15 protein-coding genes, 1 tRNA gene and 1 pseudogene are annotated in these 13197 nt (G+C 47.5%); 8 read left to right on the top strand and 9 right to left on the bottom strand.

The features are described from left to right. Nucleotides 1-201: 201 nt before the first annotated feature. The 3 genes from DUE52_RS28750 to DUE52_RS28740 all read right to left on the bottom strand — a co-directional run bounded on the left by DUE52_RS28750 (nucleotide 202) and on the right by DUE52_RS28740 (nucleotide 1785). On the bottom strand, nucleotides 202-648 hold the full coding sequence (locus tag DUE52_RS28750) for a DUF6326 family protein (protein WP_114409543.1): 447 nt from the start codon (nucleotides 646-648) through the stop codon (nucleotides 202-204). A gap of 10 nt (nucleotides 649-658) precedes the next feature. Further along, nucleotides 659-1282, bottom strand: coding sequence for a hypothetical protein (locus tag DUE52_RS28745; protein ID WP_114409542.1), 624 nt, complete (start codon nucleotides 1280-1282; stop codon nucleotides 659-661). 131 nt (nucleotides 1283-1413) lie between these two features. Then, nucleotides 1414-1785: a DUF6567 family protein gene (locus tag DUE52_RS28740; protein ID WP_114409541.1), complete on the bottom strand. Its 372-nt coding sequence runs from the start codon at nucleotides 1783-1785 to the stop codon at nucleotides 1414-1416. 47 nt (nucleotides 1786-1832) lie between these two features. Between DUE52_RS28740 and DUE52_RS32230 the strand changes: the two genes are divergently transcribed. Then, a complete protein-coding gene (locus tag DUE52_RS32230) occupies nucleotides 1833-2027 on the top strand; it encodes a hypothetical protein (RefSeq protein ID WP_133299971.1) in 195 nt (64 codons plus the stop codon). 1 nt (nucleotide 2028) lies between these two features. Here DUE52_RS32230 and DUE52_RS28735 read toward each other — a convergent pair whose 3' ends face one another. The 3 genes and pseudogenes from DUE52_RS28735 to DUE52_RS28725 all read right to left on the bottom strand — a co-directional run. Then, on the bottom strand, nucleotides 2029-2646 hold the full coding sequence (locus tag DUE52_RS28735) for a hypothetical protein (RefSeq protein ID WP_114409540.1): 618 nt from the start codon (nucleotides 2644-2646) through the stop codon (nucleotides 2029-2031). Nucleotides 2647-2723: 77 nt separating this feature from the next. Beyond that, entirely contained in the window at nucleotides 2724-3302 is a 579-nt protein-coding gene (locus DUE52_RS28730) for a Crp/Fnr family transcriptional regulator (RefSeq protein ID WP_114409539.1), read from the bottom strand. Between the two features lie 227 nt (nucleotides 3303-3529). Continuing rightward, nucleotides 3530-3868: pseudogene (locus DUE52_RS28725) on the bottom strand (DDE-type integrase/transposase/recombinase); the annotation flags it as partial. 572 nt (nucleotides 3869-4440) lie between these two features. Between DUE52_RS28725 and DUE52_RS28720 the strand changes: the two are divergent. Further along, entirely contained in the window at nucleotides 4441-5286 is an 846-nt protein-coding gene (locus DUE52_RS28720; RefSeq protein WP_114409537.1) for a DUF1206 domain-containing protein, read from the top strand. A gap of 124 nt (nucleotides 5287-5410) precedes the next feature. On the opposite strand, the gene DUE52_RS28715 is transcribed toward DUE52_RS28720, so the two are convergent. Continuing rightward, nucleotides 5411-7735, bottom strand: a complete 2325-nt coding sequence (locus tag DUE52_RS28715; RefSeq protein ID WP_165841054.1) for a T9SS type A sorting domain-containing protein — start codon at nucleotides 7733-7735, stop codon at nucleotides 5411-5413. Nucleotides 7736-8328: 593 nt separating this feature from the next. On the opposite strand from DUE52_RS28715, the gene DUE52_RS28710 reads away from it, so the two are divergent. The 5 genes from DUE52_RS28710 to DUE52_RS28690 all read left to right on the top strand — a co-directional run bounded on the left by DUE52_RS28710 (nucleotide 8329) and on the right by DUE52_RS28690 (nucleotide 9477). Continuing rightward, nucleotides 8329-8469, top strand: coding sequence for a VOC family protein (locus DUE52_RS28710; RefSeq protein WP_222930338.1), 141 nt, complete (start codon nucleotides 8329-8331; stop codon nucleotides 8467-8469). 66 nt (nucleotides 8470-8535) lie between these two features. After that, nucleotides 8536-8609, top strand: a tRNA-Arg gene (locus DUE52_RS28705). 91 nt (nucleotides 8610-8700) lie between these two features. Next, a complete protein-coding gene (locus DUE52_RS28700; RefSeq protein WP_114409535.1) occupies nucleotides 8701-8928 on the top strand; it encodes a hypothetical protein in 228 nt (75 codons plus the stop codon). A 107-nt stretch (nucleotides 8929-9035) separates the two neighbouring features. Then, nucleotides 9036-9269, top strand: coding sequence for a hypothetical protein (locus tag DUE52_RS28695; protein WP_114409534.1), 234 nt, complete (start codon nucleotides 9036-9038; stop codon nucleotides 9267-9269). Next, complete coding sequence (locus DUE52_RS28690; protein ID WP_114409533.1) at nucleotides 9253-9477, top strand: hypothetical protein; 225 nt, start codon at nucleotides 9253-9255, stop codon at nucleotides 9475-9477. The genes DUE52_RS28695 and DUE52_RS28690 overlap by 17 nt, the downstream gene beginning before the upstream one ends. A 40-nt stretch (nucleotides 9478-9517) precedes the next feature. Here the strand turns inward: DUE52_RS28690 and DUE52_RS28685 are convergent, their stop codons facing one another. Both DUE52_RS28685 and DUE52_RS28680 read right to left on the bottom strand, forming a co-directional pair. Then, on the bottom strand, nucleotides 9518-9898 hold the full coding sequence (locus DUE52_RS28685) for a DUF3037 domain-containing protein (protein ID WP_114409532.1): 381 nt from the start codon (nucleotides 9896-9898) through the stop codon (nucleotides 9518-9520). Further along, entirely contained in the window at nucleotides 9879-10673 is a 795-nt protein-coding gene (locus DUE52_RS28680; protein WP_114409531.1) for a HipA family kinase, read from the bottom strand. Before DUE52_RS28680 ends, DUE52_RS28685 begins: the two co-directional genes overlap by 20 nt. Before the next feature lie 268 nt (nucleotides 10674-10941). Here DUE52_RS28680 and purL point away from each other — a divergent pair, with 268 nt between their 5' ends. Beyond that, nucleotides 10942-13191, top strand: coding sequence for a phosphoribosylformylglycinamidine synthase subunit PurL (gene purL, locus DUE52_RS28675; protein ID WP_114409550.1), 2250 nt, complete (start codon nucleotides 10942-10944; stop codon nucleotides 13189-13191). Nucleotides 13192-13197 lie beyond the last annotated feature (6 nt).

The following is a 13197-nucleotide window of genomic DNA, read 5'->3' as shown; positions in this document are numbered from 1 at the left end:
CTTCAATGCCAAGATCAAAGCCTTCCGGACTCAGTTCAGAGGGGTAAGAAACGTCGAGTTTTTCCTTTATCGATTAACGCAGTTATATGCTTAAACCAAGATGCTCCACAACTTTTGCTCTTGATCCCTTGTTATCCTTGCTGTAGCTGCAATGCTTAATTAACTTAAGTAAGGAGTATGTTAGCGGATATAAATTTTCGGCTAAACTGAGGTAGCCCAGGTTTCAATGCGAGGCCATTTCCACGCATAACGGATAATTAGACAAAGAAGAACGACTTCTACAACAGCGCCAAACACCATGTGTATCCAAGCCTCTCCTGCCAAATTAAACAATATAAAGGGAATATTCACCGCAGCAGTAATGATATTTGCCCAGCGATTTACTTTAGCCGGCAGGGCAACAGAAAGAAAAATCATCAGTGCCGGAATTGTCACTAAGGAGAGTGCTGCCAAAAGAAATACTTTCGTAATATCAAATTCAAACACCCTCCCTTTCAGAATATCCTCTATCTTACTTGGCATATATAAGTGGAAATAATCAAGATAGATAAGTAGAAACATTAAACTCGTCCACAGCGTAGCAAGCTTCAGTTTCAAACTGACTTTGATGTCTTCCAGTGCATTTTGTGCTGTTGTTTGAGTATTCATAAATTATTAATTAAAAATTAAACCCGAAATGTAGCCCTGGTTCAGGCGTGTATTTTGGCCAGTTGTCATCTTTTTCTTTAAATCCATTGGGCATTTCCGTGTAAAAAGCACGACCAGCAACACCAAGAGAAGGTTCTATAAAAAACCTATCCTTCAAGAGTTTAATGTGATAGCCAACTCGATTAGTGTTGAATATAATGAAGCCATTACCCACCTTATCACCGTTTTCATTCTTAAATGTTTGCCACATAGGCATTGCATGTACTGCTACGTAAAGACCTTTCCAAATATACTTTTGATAAGCCAGGCCAATTCCATATTCTCTTATATAACCAGGGAATTTCTCTTCAGGTGTTCCGTATGCCTTATTATAAAATGGGTTAATACCAAGAGGCCAAGCATGTTTCCAAGTTATTAGTTCAAGTGAAATTACATCTTTTCCTGTAATCCGATAGCCAACATTGAGTTGAGCAAAGCCGGGAGGGTTTGTAGAATCCAAATTACCTAATAAAAATATAGTGCTACCAACGAACCACCGTTTATACGTGCTGTCTGTTTTAGCATATTGCGCGTAGAGTTGGAGCGTGCTTGTCATCAAGAAGACAAAACCAATGAAAAAAATTTTCTTTTGCATTTCTTTCTTTTTTTATGTGAAACGATACGGCAAAAGTAGATTGGCGAGATACAATAAGTCGTTCACTTAAGTTAAGAAATACGCTTTAGCTCTTTTTTTCAAGGATTCCTGCTCTTAGGACATCTTTGAACTTACCTCGTAAATTCAACTACCTGGGCACTCACAGTTATCGTTCTTCTGACAAAGAAAGGGGCAAAACCACTGACGTGTTCCTCTGTCATCACGTTGACTATGGCTTTGGAACCATTCAGCAAGTTGGCTTTCTTCATCATCGTTGAATATGCATTTTGGTACAATTGTCTTTTGTTCATACCTCCAATTGCCAATACATAAGACACCTCCGAACTTCCGCTTACCTGATCAATTACTTTGAAGTTGTTCCCACTTAAGTGTACCTGAGTGGCGTTTTGATTGTGGTTGGTAACAAGGGCGGTGCCGATGCCACATGAACTAAAAAATGCCGCGAGCAATAACAACACGGAGTAAATGCCGATCTTTTTCATTGTAGTAATTATTTATTGTTATACATGTATTTAAACTTAAATCCGAAATGCAGCCCCGGCTCACCGATCAACTACTCTTCCCACTTGTTGTCTTGTACTCTAAAAAAATCCGGTATGTTGGCACTCACGGGACAGAAAGTGGCCGCGATGGAAGTTTTAAAAAAACAATTTTTGAACTGGGAAAACTGCTGTTGGGCGTTTTATTAGGTCGGAAAGTATCCGATAAACTTTTTGGTAAGTAAGCTAAAAGTTAAACCCAAAATGAAGCCCAGGTTGAATAAAGTAGTTAGGCCATTTTTTTTCTACTAAATTAAAAGTATCCGGAACATTAGTTCTTACTGGCCAATAACTACATCCAATAGCTGGTTCAAAAAAGAACCGGTTTTTAAAAAACTTAAACTGGTAACCCAAATGGAAGTTCAGATATAACGTGTATCCATTTCCAATCTTTTTTTTATTCTCATCCAAATATTTTTCAAAAGCATTCAATGCATGAACGGATGTATAGACTCCTTTCCACCAAAAACGCTGGTATCCTAATGTAGGTGCAAGTATGCGTGAATGCCCGGGATAGCTCCCTCCTGGTTTACGAAAAGATGGTCCAAAAGGGATACCTATAGGCCAAGAATAAATGGATCTTTTAAATTCAAAGGAAACAACATCTTTAGGTGTTATCCTATAGCCAACATTTAATTGTATATACTCCGGGTTGTCTTTTTTATCAAAATTTCCTAACATCAGGAGCGAACTCCCAACGAACCACCTTTTATAAGTACTGTCTTCTGTGGCATATTGTGCATTCACCTGTAAACTGCTTGCCAATACGAAGGCAAGTCCAATCCATAAAATTTTCTTTTGCATATCTTTTTTATTTTTGATACTGCAAAAGTAGCTTGGCAAGCTGCTATCACTTGTTCACTTAAGTGAAGAAATATGTTTTAAATCTTTTTTTCCAAAATTCTTGCTCTTAGCCTGCTTAGTGATTGCGGTTTGATCCCTAAATAGCTCGCTAATTGGTGTTGTGGAACACGCTGAATAAGGTCCGGTCTATTTTGTAGTAGGTTCAGGTATCGTTGTTCAGGTGAAGAAGTCTTAAATTCGTCAAAATTGATTTGTTGTTTGGCTAACAATTCTTCCGATAATATCCTGCACATTATTTCAAACTTTGGAAATTTACTGTTTACTTCGTCGCTCATATCAGAATTTGAGACTAAAAGAATACTATCTTCAACACAACTGATGAAATATTCGGACGGCGTTTTACTTATTACACAATGGGGCGTCAAAGCTTCCATTTCTGTGTAGAAAGCTGTTGTTTTTTCTTCGCCGTCTATGATGTAATATTTCCGTATGCATCCTTTTAAAACAAAATAGAAATCTTGTGATTTCTGTCCTTCTTTTAGTAAAGTAGTTCCTTTCTTTACCGAGCGAAACAGGTCTAACGAAAGTATTGCGTTCTTCTCATCTTCTGTCAGAGAAACGTATTTGGATATAAAGTCAAATAGTATGTTTTGCATTGTTTTTATATGTTGTTATGTTATTGCCTTCTGTTATATTGGCCACCACCTCGCCGATTGACGCACTTTCAATACAAAATACCCAATGCGTATTTTGTATTGCTGTAGAGTAAGCCTATTGGTAAATATACTCATGAAGCCTATTGGGTCATCTTGTAGCGTCCTACAATAAGCTTCCATTTTCTATGTGAATATGATTGTTTCAAGGTTATAGTCCTACTATCAGTTTACATTAGCCCATCTAAAATCAACTGGGGCTTCCAGATTAACTCCCCTTTTCTGATAATAATTCTTCTATCGCCTTCGCAATTCACCCGTTCTGCCACAGCGTTTTCCAACGGATCTCCACTTTGCATCATGCTGATTTGAATGTTATTTTCCTTTACAAGGTTTACATACTCCAAACAGCAGTACTGGATTCCCCGGTCACTATGGTGAATCAATCCACTTGCGTCTGGGCAGGCTTTCAAGGCCATCGACAAGGCCTTTAAACTACCCATCGCACTCAGGGTTTCCGATGCGCAAAATCCGACGATTTTCCGGCTATAGGCAGCCGTCACCAAGCTTAAGTAAGCAAAACATCACCTACCAGAATATGAGTTACAAGCAGTGCATGCAACGACGACGGGCTGTGTCAATTTTCGCTGTGTCTCACTTTGGGGTCGGGTCTGTTGACGCGCTTCAAACTTGATCACACACCGATTAAGTGTGGCGTGGCTGATCATACTTTTCTTTCAATTGCCGGTAGCTACACCCACCCGGCAAGTATTTTCGTACTGCTTTTTGTCGTTTGTCCATTTTATAGCTTAGCCGGAGGCTGTAAGCCTATTTTAGGACGTGACACCCCAAAAACGTCCACCCAATTCCGGGTTGGACTTGTACAGGACAGGATTGGAGAATTAATTACAAAAATCTGTATGTCGACCAGGGGCGGTTCGTCCGATTCGTCGCTGTCGTAGACATCCTGGTAGAACCCAAAAAACCGGTTGTTCATCCACTCTCATGGCTTTCATCACCCTATTTCTACCGCCAACGGCTGGTTCAGCAGCGAAACATAAAACATTTAGTATTTAAATCAATTATGGTATTTACAGCAGACCGATGTGCGGAAAGCAACTTACACAAATCGATTTCGATAATGAACTTATCCAGCATCTCCTCCCACTTACCATCGACCCAGCCTCAATGGGTGAAGCGTTTTGCCAAGTTTGGCCTGGTGGCCAAAGGAGTTGTTTACTGCCTGGTTGGCATACTGGCGTTTATGGCTGCTTTTGAAATCGGCGGCAGTTCAGAACGTAATCTCAACAAACAGGGAGTTTTTCGATTTATACTGGATCAACCGTTTGGGCAGTTTTTGCTGGCACTGGTGGCTGCGGGTCTGGTCTGCTACGCCCTCTGGCGGCTAACGCAGGCTTTTCTCGATAACGAGCACAAGGGGACCGACGCCAAAGGCATTGGTCGTCGGTTAGGGTATGCCTTCAGCGGGTTGGTCTATGGTTTCCTGGCGTACGGTTCTTTCCGGATGGTACTGGGTAGCCGGGGTAATCAGGGCGGGGATAATTCGCGGCAGACCCTCGTCCGGGAACTCCTGGAGAAACCGTATGGTCAATGGCTTGTCGGCCTGATTGGCCTCAGTATCATTGGCATCGGATTGTACCAGATCTACCGGGCCACGTCTGGTAAATACCTGAAAAATGTCCGGACCTCTTCCATCAAAACGGAGCTGAAGGAGATGATCATCCGGTCCGGGAAAATTGGTTACATCGCACGGGGAATTGTCTGGGGGCTGATCGGCTACTTGTTTATAAAAGCCGCCCTGGAGTCCAATGCCCGCGAAGCGGGAGGCAGTAGCAGTGCTTTTGCTTTTCTGGAGAAAGCCAGTTACGGCTCTTTTCTGCTTGGCGCCGTAGCGCTGGGCTTGTTTTGCTACGGTATATTCATGTTTGTACGCGCCCGGTACGAAGTAATCAACACGAATAGCTAAGTCCCTCTTTGGCGAAGGGAGCAGTGCGGTTCACCGGTCGAAAAACCGGCTCCGCTTTACTGCGCTCTCTTGCTTTTAAAGCCAGGGCTGAGTGAAGTGGAGCCGGTTCTGATCGGTGAACAGGTTATTTTTTCAGGAACTTAATGCTTTGGCCCTGTTGACCTGTCGTGGCCTGCAGGATAAAGAGCCCGGTCGGCAACTGATCAACCCCAAACACCGGATTGTCTTTTCGTTGGTCAGGATTGATGGTTCGGGTTTGGAGGACATGGCCTTGTAAATCAGTAATCCGTAACTGAATTGGTGCCTGAGCGGGCCCAGCCAGTTGAACACGGAGTTGGTGACGTACGGGGTTTTCCAGGATTCGGACCGTCAGCTTTTGGCCAGATTCGCTTTCTCCAAAACGGGCATTCGGGTTGGGGCTGCAGTAAGCCGGTAAATCAAACAGATAGCTAACCGTGACGCCATTTTGAGTGGCCTGAATGGGGATGGGCTTGGGGTCGAACCGTAAACCGGCTTCCACCGTTCCCGTATTGCTCGTGACACTGGACCGGGCGATACCCGGAGCCACGTAAGAAATGGTTGTTCCATCCCCGCCCGTCGTATTAAACGTAATGGCCCCGGTGGCACAATCATAGGTGGGCTGAGTGAGCGACAGGCTCCCTCCACCCGGAGAAGGCTGCCCGCCGTTGCAGAAAGCCGGTAAATCAAACAGATAGCTAACCGTGACGCCATTTTGGGTGGCCTGAATAGGGATGGGCTTGGGGTCGAACCGCAAACCGGCTTCCACCGTTCCCGTATTGCTCGTGACACTGGACCGGGCGATACCCGGTGCCAGGTAAGAAATGGTTGTTCCATCCCCGCCCGTCGTATTAAACGTAATGGCTCCGGTATTACAATCGTAGGTGGGCTGGATTAGTGACAGGCTACCGCCCGGAGCAGGTTCTCCGCCGTTACAATGGGCTTTGAGGTCAAACGTAAGGCTTACTGTTACGCCATTTTGAGTAGCCTGAATCGGGATGGGTTTGGGGTCAAACCGTAAACCGGCTTCCACAACCCCTGAGTTACTGGCCGGTGTGGCCCTGCTAATGCCTGGGGCCACAAACGTAATGACACTACCATCACCGCCTACGGTATTGAAGGTAATGGCCCCGGTGTTGCAATCATAGGTCGGAGCCTTGAGCTGCAAAGCGTTAACGGAAGCCGCCTGCCGACGGACCCAAACGGCCACTTTCCCCCCGTCATCGACCCCGCCAAATGTCCGGGGTGATGTCGTAGTTCCTGCTATCAGGTAGGTTCCCTCGGGATTGACAATGACACGACGGGCTTCATCATTTCCCGGACCTCCCCCTTGTTCCTGCCATTCGATTTCCAAATTGGGAGAGTACTTCGTGATCCGGTAGTCCGAATGAGGTCCATTAGGATAGCGGTCTATTAATTTATCAACGGCAATACATCCTCCATCGGGTGTTGTAGCTACTGAAATGGAATATTGGCTGTTGTTATCATCCACATCAGGCAGTGGCACACCCTGGATTACATTGAGTTGTTCGTCGAGTTTAAAAATCGCTCTGGTTGTAATCCAACCGTAATTTCCGATGGCATAATAACCGCCATTCCGCGGAGAAAGTGCGCGCAGGACGCCGTTCTGGCGGCCTACACTTTGCCAGACAATCGTGCCGGTTTCATCAATTTTAAAATCGAATGAAAGCCCATAGGTCATATCCGGATTGCCAGTGATCTTTGGATCACTGGACGTAGCATGAATCAGATAACCTCCGCCCTCAGAGGCCCGAACCGCTTTAAATAAAAACGTTACTCCGCTTCCGCCTATCGTTTTATACCAGCTTAAAGTAAGATTTTGGTCAACTTTCGCTAACACAATGTCCAGACGCTGGGTAGGGCTATTCAGAGGGGTATCATAACCAATCAACAGAAAACCACCATCCGGAGCGGGAACCATATCGCCCAGATTACGCTGAATGGTGAATTTATTGGGCAGGTCTAGGGCGCTGTTATAATTTATGTAGCCAGCCGGGTTAAGACGAATAAATCCAATACTGATCGGAGCAAAATTCGATGAAAAATTTCCTGCTATCACAATGTTCCCATTTGGCTGGGTTTGGATTCCAGTGGGGAAAAAAAAGTTAGGCAGAGCGGTTGTCCAGGCGACTTTGCCGCTTGGATCCAGTTTGGTAACGAACGGTGTACTCGCATTGAAAAAAAAGGGGCTTGCCATGATGACACTACCACCGTCTGGCGTTCGGGCTATTTCGACAGAACTAAAAAGTTCGCCCCGGCTAAAATCCGGCGTATTGGTTTTATCGAAAACCGTTTGCCAGTAAACAGGCGGAATAGGGGACTGGGCCAACAGGGAGGAAATACTTCCCCACAGCGCGACGAAAAGTAATAAACCCTGGCGTGTCAGGGTTAAACAGTAGTTGTTTTTCATAAGAAATGAAAGGGAAATAGGGGATGTGAACTTGTTTAAACAGCCAGCTCCTGCACAATTAGAAGCGGTATGCGGCTTAAAGTTAAAAAAGAATACAACTATGTTAATATTAATTTTGTGTGTGAACATAAACTGACACATTTACGCTATAAACCGTATTGATAGATAGCATAACCGGATTTATAAGATGGTTTAAATTCGGGTGATTTGTGAGGTGTTTTAATTACCTGAAGCCAGAATGGCTGGGGCGATCAGGCTGAATAATAAAGAGAAGTGGACGCGGATGTTTTGACGTCTGTTCTGATGGTCTGTTTAAATGTTAAAAAAGACGTTTATTTTGACGTTAAAACTGCCGTCGAAATGCCAGGTAATTCAGTAAGGCATGTGAGCCCGTTTCCGTTAGTTTTCAGGTAATTCACCAGGCCGAAGCGTTATTCGTTTCCACGCTTCAGGGCATAAAAAGCCGCTTCGAGCTTCCGGGTCGTCTCCTTCGATGGCGTAATCGACCCTTTAGATTGTCGCGTTTACCCCCGTCTTTCCAGCGGTAATGGTGATACATTTGTTGAAAAGAATTACCCTTTTCTACGACTCCGATGACACGCCAGCCAAAAGTTACCCCGTTCCGGTGGTTCGATAACCAGGCCGAAGAGGCCATGAATTTTTACGTTTCAATCTTTAAAAATTCCGAGATTCTGAGTCTCAACCGAATGGGTGCCGATGGCCTGGATTCATGAATTAGACAATGAACTGGTGTTTTCTTGTGGAATTGCGGCTAATCCTGTACTTTTGGACTCGATTTCGGTCCCGTAGCTCAGTTGGATAGAGCATCTGATTTCTAATCAGACGGTCTTTGGTTCGAATCCAAACGGGATCACCGGATGTCAAGTCACGTAGCCGCTCTTTTGGAAGGGTGGCTATTTTCTTTTATACACAATCTGATCAGGACGAATTTATCCGATTGAGCCATGAGCCCGGAGGAAGAGAAAGAATTTAATGACGCCTACCGGCAAATGGTCCATTGGCTTAACCTGCACCTGGAATCAAAGCGGGCGGATATGCTGGCTTTGGCCAAAACCAAAGGGAAGCAGGGCTATACCGCTACCCAATACGCCATTATGTCGTTTTCGGGATCGACAGGCCTCTTTCTGAAAGAAGTGTATGAAGGCAAGCACCCCGCTTCCGACGAAGAGTGAGTCAGTGTGATTTTTATCACTGAATAACCCGATAGATTTGGCGTCATTTGTTAAAAATACGGCCCCGGTATCGGTTAAAAACCGGCGGCCTTTTAAACACCATAACGATGATGAATCTTAAAAACTGGGGAGTCTTGCGGATTGTCCGTCTTTCTGTCGGCCTGCTTATTCTGTGGAGTTCTTTTGTCGATCATCAGCCGCTCATGGGTATCATCGGGGGCTTGCTGGTCATTCAGGCGATGATGAATCTGGGTTGCGCGGGCGGTCAGTGTGGCATACCGGCAGCGCGAAAAAAAATCGATGAACCGGTAAAAGAAATTGATTATGAAGAAATACACTAATGGATGGAAAGGAGCCGGAGCCATCCTGGGTGCATTGGGCGGTTTTCTGTATTGGCATGAAGTGGGTTGTTTAACCGGTCACTGTCCGATTCAATCCCATTGGCAGACCATGACACTCTGGGGAGGAGCAATGGGTTTTTTGATGACTGATTTACTGCAGCAATTGCTGAAAAACGGGTTGAATCGGCCGGAAAAATCCGAAAAATGATCTGTTTGCTATTGGAGAAAACCGGCGTCCAAAGTACCCACTACTGCACCAGTTGCTCAAAAAGTTGTTGTAGCTTTTCTCCGGCATCGTCACACAAACCGGTATGCGTCGGCGACGTTTGCACGATGGTGCTGCGGTTGGCGGTGAGCCACCGAAACCGGGACGCGATGGGTAATTGCCCGATGGCTCCGCCTTCCCGCCGACCCGCGCAAATGCGTTCAAAAGCACGCAGCCGTTCGTGGAGTTCCGGAATGTCGATCTCGCGGCAAAACGCACTCAGCCGTGCGACATTCAGCTCAAATACGGTTTTCAAAAAGCCCTGCGCCGGGCAGTAGAGAATGACGCCGACGTTGAGAAATTCTTCCCGTTCGACGCGCGGTACGACCCGAATGACGGCGTACTCAAACAAGTGTTTTGGCATGTTGCGCTTCCTTGACAAAAATTTCTGAATGGGCAAGCCGGGTTTCTAAAAACCGGGTGTAAACGAGCCGCTGCTCCTCTGCTGAATCGGTAGAGCCTTCCTGGAACAGCCACGCATCGGGAACGAGCGCCACGATGGACGCGATGCGTTCGGGCGTTAAAATCCGGCAAAATTCGGCATCGACCGTTTCGAGTTCAGTCGCCTTCGACAGCAGCACGTGGTCTTTCACGGCTCCGAACGGTTTGACGGCCTGTTCGGCCCAATTCTGCCCCGAATGGTGAAAATAGAGTGCGGCACCGTGGTCGATCAGCCACAGTTCTTTGTGCCAGATCAGCATGTTGGTATTGCGGGCGGTGCGGTCAACGTTGGTAATGAAGCAGTCGAGCCAGACGATTTGGGAAGCCAACCGGGCGTCGACGTCGTTCACAATGGCGTCGAAGGTGATGGCGCGGGAGAGGTAGTGAAGACCCAGATTCAGCCCTCCGCTGGCCCGCAGCAAATCCTGAATTTCCTCGTCCGGTTCGGTGCGGGCCATCACCGGGTCAAGCAGAGCGAACACAATTTCGGGAATCCGGAAACCGAGGGCGCGGGCAATTTCACCGGCGATCAGTTCGGCAATCAGCGCTTTGACACCCTGCCCGGCCCCGCGAAATTTCAAAACGTACAGAAAATCATCGTCGGCTTCCACAATGGCGGGCAGCGAACCACCTTCACGCAGGGGCGTTACATACCGGGTTACCTGGACGGTTCGAATTTGGGAATCGTTCGTACTCACAAGGTTTGATTAGTAATAAATTTGATCTTCATATTTTCGCCCTGAAGCCGTTTCGCCCCCAACCCCCTAAAGGGGGCTTTGCCGGAATTGAGAAGCCCCCTTTAGGGGGTTGGGGGCGAAACGGCTTCAGGGTTCCAACGGAAATCCGGGAAATTTAGGCCATTTTTTTGAGAAAACCGGGTCGAATTCCCGATTCGTTTGGTGTGGACTTCGGCAGGATGGCCGAAAAGCCTTACCTTTGCCGGAACGAACATTCTGCTCAATCCGCATGTCTGCCGAAACGACCGATCAATTACCAACCCTCGAAACGGCCCGCAAACTGGGTCTGCTTCCCGACGAATACGACCGTATTATTGCCATTTTGGGCCGTAAACCCAATTTTACAGAGTTGAGTATCTTCTCCGTCATGTGGTCGGAGCACTGCTCGTATAAAAACTCGATCATCTGGCTCAAAACCCTGCCCCGCGACACGACGGGCGATGCGCCGAGCCGGATGCTGGCCAAAGCGGGTGAAGAAAACGCCGGACTGGTCGATATTGGCGACGGGCTGGCCTGTAGTTTCAAGATCGAGTCGCACAACCACCCGTCGGCCATCGAACCCTACCAGGGCGCGGCAACGGGCGTCGGCGGTATCAACCGCGATATTTTCACGATGGGTGCGCGGCCCATTGCCCAGTTGAACTCCCTGCGGTTTGGCAATTTGTCGCTGCCCAAAACCCGGCGCTTGCTGAAAGGCGTTGTCAAAGGCATCGGCGATTATGGCAACGCGTTCGGTATTCCGACCGTCGGCGGGGAAGTGTATTTCGATGATTGTTACAACGTCAATCCGCTGGTAAACGCGTTTTCGGCCGGGATTGTCGAAACCGATAAAGTGGCCAAGGCGACTTCGTATGGTGTCGGGAACCCGGTTTTTATCGTCGGTTCGGCCACGGGCAAAGACGGTATTCACGGCGCGACGTTCGCATCGGAAGATATTTCGGATAAATCGACCGAAAAACTCCCGGCGGTGCAGGTGGGCGATCCGTTCATGGAAAAACTGCTGCTCGAAGCCACGCTGGAGATCATTGCAACGGGCTATGTGATTGGGATTCAGGATATGGGGGCGGCTGGTATTATCTGCTCGACCTCCGAAATGAGTGCCAAAGGCGAACACGGTATGTACATCGACCTCGATAAAGTACCGACGCGCCAGCTTAACATGGAACCGTTCGAGATCCTGCTGTCGGAGTCGCAGGAGCGGATGCTGGTCGTAATTGAAAAAGGAAAAGAAGACGTCATCCGTCAGATTTTTGATAAATGGGATTTGAATTGCGAACAGATTGGCGTCGTCACCGACACCGGTCGTTTGCATTTTCACCGCTACGGTCAACTGGTTGCCGATGTACCGGCGGATGACCTGGTGCTGGGGGGCGGTGCCCCACAATATGAGCGTGAATACCGCGAACCGGCTTATTTTCAGGAGTTTAAGAAGTTCTCCATCGATAGCATTCCGGATGTGGAAACCGGCGAAATCCGGACCGTAGCCGAACACCTGCTTTCGCACCCCAATATTTGCTCGCGCCGTTGGGTTTATGAGCAATATGACTCGATGGTGGGAACCGCCAACCGCAGCACGAACGCGCCCTCGGATGCCGCCGTCGTCAGCGTCAAAGGAACCGACAAATCCATCGTCATTACGGTCGATTGCAACAGCCGCTACGTAAATGCCGATCCCGAAGAGGGTTGCGCCATTGCCGTAGCCGAAGCCGCCCGCAACATTGTTTGCTCGGGTGGTGAGCCGCTGGCCATCACAAACTGCCTGAACTTTGGGAATCCCTACGTGCCGGAAGTTTACTGGCAATTTGTGGGCGCTATCAAAGGCATGAAAAAGGCCTGCGAGCGGTTCAACACGCCGGTGACGGGCGGTAACGTCAGTTTCTATAACCAAAGCTCCGACGAAGGCCCGGTTTTCCCGACGCCAACGATCGGCATGCTGGGTCTAATGGAAAGCCCGGACAACCGCATGACGTTTGGATTCCAGAAACCCGGTGATCTGATTTACCTGCTGGGTGAGTCGAAAAATGACGTCGGTTCTTCGGAATACCTGTATTCGTACCGGAATGTAAAAGGGTCTCCGGCCCCGGTTTTCGATCTGGAGGAAGAATTCACCCTGCAAGCGGTTGTAAAAGGAATTATTCTTGAAAAACTGATTGTGTCCGCGCACGACATTTCAGACGGCGGTTTGTTCGTCACGTTGGCAGAATCGGCGATGGCGGGACAAACCGGTTTTACGATTCAGACCGACGGCAGTTTCCGAAAAGATGCCTTCCTGTTTGGTGAGAGCCAGAGCCGGGTGGTGGTGTCGGTTTCGCCGGACAAACAGGCTCAATTCGAAGGATCGCTGGAAAAGTCGGGTGTTTCTGTTACTCGGTTAGGAACGGTTTCGGAAGGCGGTTTTGTGATCGACGGTGAAACGGTTTTGTCAGTTGTCGAAGCGAAGGAGTTGTATGACAACGCGTTGGGTAAGAAGATGCAATAAAGAACC

Source organism: Larkinella punicea (assembly GCF_003334855.1).
Classification (GTDB): Bacteria; Bacteroidota; Bacteroidia; order Cytophagales; family Spirosomataceae; genus Larkinella; species Larkinella punicea.
The sequence above is the reverse complement of the archived record's forward strand: the minus strand, read 5'-3'. Positions and strand labels throughout refer to the sequence as shown.

Coding starts and splice junctions, on each gene's coding strand:
- DUE52_RS32230 (WP_133299971.1), top strand. CDS start 1,833: ATGCAGCCCCGGCTCACCGATCAACTACTCTTCCCACTTGTTGTCTTG.
- DUE52_RS28710 (WP_222930338.1), top strand. CDS start 8,329: ATGACACGCCAGCCAAAAGTTACCCCGTTCCGGTGGTTCGATAACCAG.
- DUE52_RS28720 (WP_114409537.1), top strand. CDS start 4,441: ATGAACTTATCCAGCATCTCCTCCCACTTACCATCGACCCAGCCTCAA.
- DUE52_RS28690 (WP_114409533.1), top strand. CDS start 9,253: ATGAAGAAATACACTAATGGATGGAAAGGAGCCGGAGCCATCCTGGGT.
- DUE52_RS28695 (WP_114409534.1), top strand. CDS start 9,036: ATGATGAATCTTAAAAACTGGGGAGTCTTGCGGATTGTCCGTCTTTCT.
- DUE52_RS28750 (WP_114409543.1), bottom strand. CDS start 648: ATGAATACTCAAACAACAGCACAAAATGCACTGGAAGACATCAAAGTC.
- DUE52_RS28745 (WP_114409542.1), bottom strand. CDS start 1,282: ATGCAAAAGAAAATTTTTTTCATTGGTTTTGTCTTCTTGATGACAAGC.
- DUE52_RS28730 (WP_114409539.1), bottom strand. CDS start 3,302: ATGCAAAACATACTATTTGACTTTATATCCAAATACGTTTCTCTGACA.
- DUE52_RS28700 (WP_114409535.1), top strand. CDS start 8,701: ATGAGCCCGGAGGAAGAGAAAGAATTTAATGACGCCTACCGGCAAATG.
- DUE52_RS28740 (WP_114409541.1), bottom strand. CDS start 1,785: ATGAAAAAGATCGGCATTTACTCCGTGTTGTTATTGCTCGCGGCATTT.
- DUE52_RS28715 (WP_165841054.1), bottom strand. CDS start 7,735: ATGAAAAACAACTACTGTTTAACCCTGACACGCCAGGGTTTATTACTT.
- DUE52_RS28735 (WP_114409540.1), bottom strand. CDS start 2,646: ATGCAAAAGAAAATTTTATGGATTGGACTTGCCTTCGTATTGGCAAGC.
- purL (WP_114409550.1), top strand. CDS start 10,942: ATGTCTGCCGAAACGACCGATCAATTACCAACCCTCGAAACGGCCCGC.
- DUE52_RS28685 (WP_114409532.1), bottom strand. CDS start 9,898: ATGCCAAAACACTTGTTTGAGTACGCCGTCATTCGGGTCGTACCGCGC.